Here is a 700-nt window from a genome sequence, read left to right on the forward strand (position 1 = left end):
TGTGAATTTAAGTTTGTTTTTCACATACGATCATCATCATTGTCAAAAAAATCTACATTACTATGAAGTTTTTCCATTATTTGATATAATTTATCACTAAAGCATATCTAGTTTGGTCACACTATACATTTGATGAGTAATTACGATTTTCCAAAAGATCTGACAAAACCAGAGTTGAAGGAAAAACTTGAATCCCTAATTGAGTCTCACAAGAAAATATGCAAACTCTATGAAAATGCACGAGAGCGTAAGAATTCAGAGATGGCAGACCGTCTGTATGCCGAAAGCAAACAAGTCTGGAAATCAATTGAAGATACAAAAAAAGAAATTTCTAAAAATCTTTAGCTATTCTGTACTGTGACCTTTCCATTTAATGATATTGCAAATACAACTGATGTCAGCGATATTGCAAACGCTGTAAGATATATCAAATTATATGCATCTGGTGTTGGAAAATTTCCTGAAACGTTTGTTACTGTGCCACGATGCATTTGTTGAAACATTCCGGCAATTGATGGCCCAATTGATTGGCCAATCAAATTAAGCAGCAAAGTCATCCTAAGTGCAATTCCTGCAAACTATATTGGCGTAGATAACAAAACAACATTAAATCCACTGATAAATGCTAGTGACAATCCTGCGCAATCACTGTAAGTGTACTCGTAGTTATAGAAACCACTAGTACCGCAATTATTCCTGC

At 34.3% G+C, this 700-nt stretch carries 2 protein-coding genes; one reads left to right on the forward strand and one right to left on the reverse strand.

The window, feature by feature from the left end:
• Positions 1–132: 132 nt before the first annotated feature.
• Complete coding sequence (locus BG20_RS02545) at positions 133–345, forward strand: hypothetical protein (RefSeq protein ID WP_010190528.1); 213 nt, start codon at positions 133–135, stop codon at positions 343–345.
• Here the strand turns inward: BG20_RS02545 and BG20_RS13070 are convergent.
• Positions 342–557 carry a hypothetical protein gene (locus tag BG20_RS13070; protein WP_238527465.1) on the reverse strand — a complete coding sequence of 72 codons (216 nt, stop codon included), beginning with the start codon at positions 555–557 and terminating at the stop codon, positions 342–344. The two genes, BG20_RS02545 and BG20_RS13070, sit on opposite strands and share 4 nt — an antisense overlap.
• Positions 558–700 lie beyond the last annotated feature (143 nt).

This window comes from Candidatus Nitrosarchaeum limnium BG20, assembly GCF_000241145.1.
In the GTDB taxonomy this organism is placed as follows: domain Archaea; phylum Thermoproteota; class Nitrososphaeria; order Nitrososphaerales; family Nitrosopumilaceae; genus Nitrosarchaeum; species Nitrosarchaeum limnae.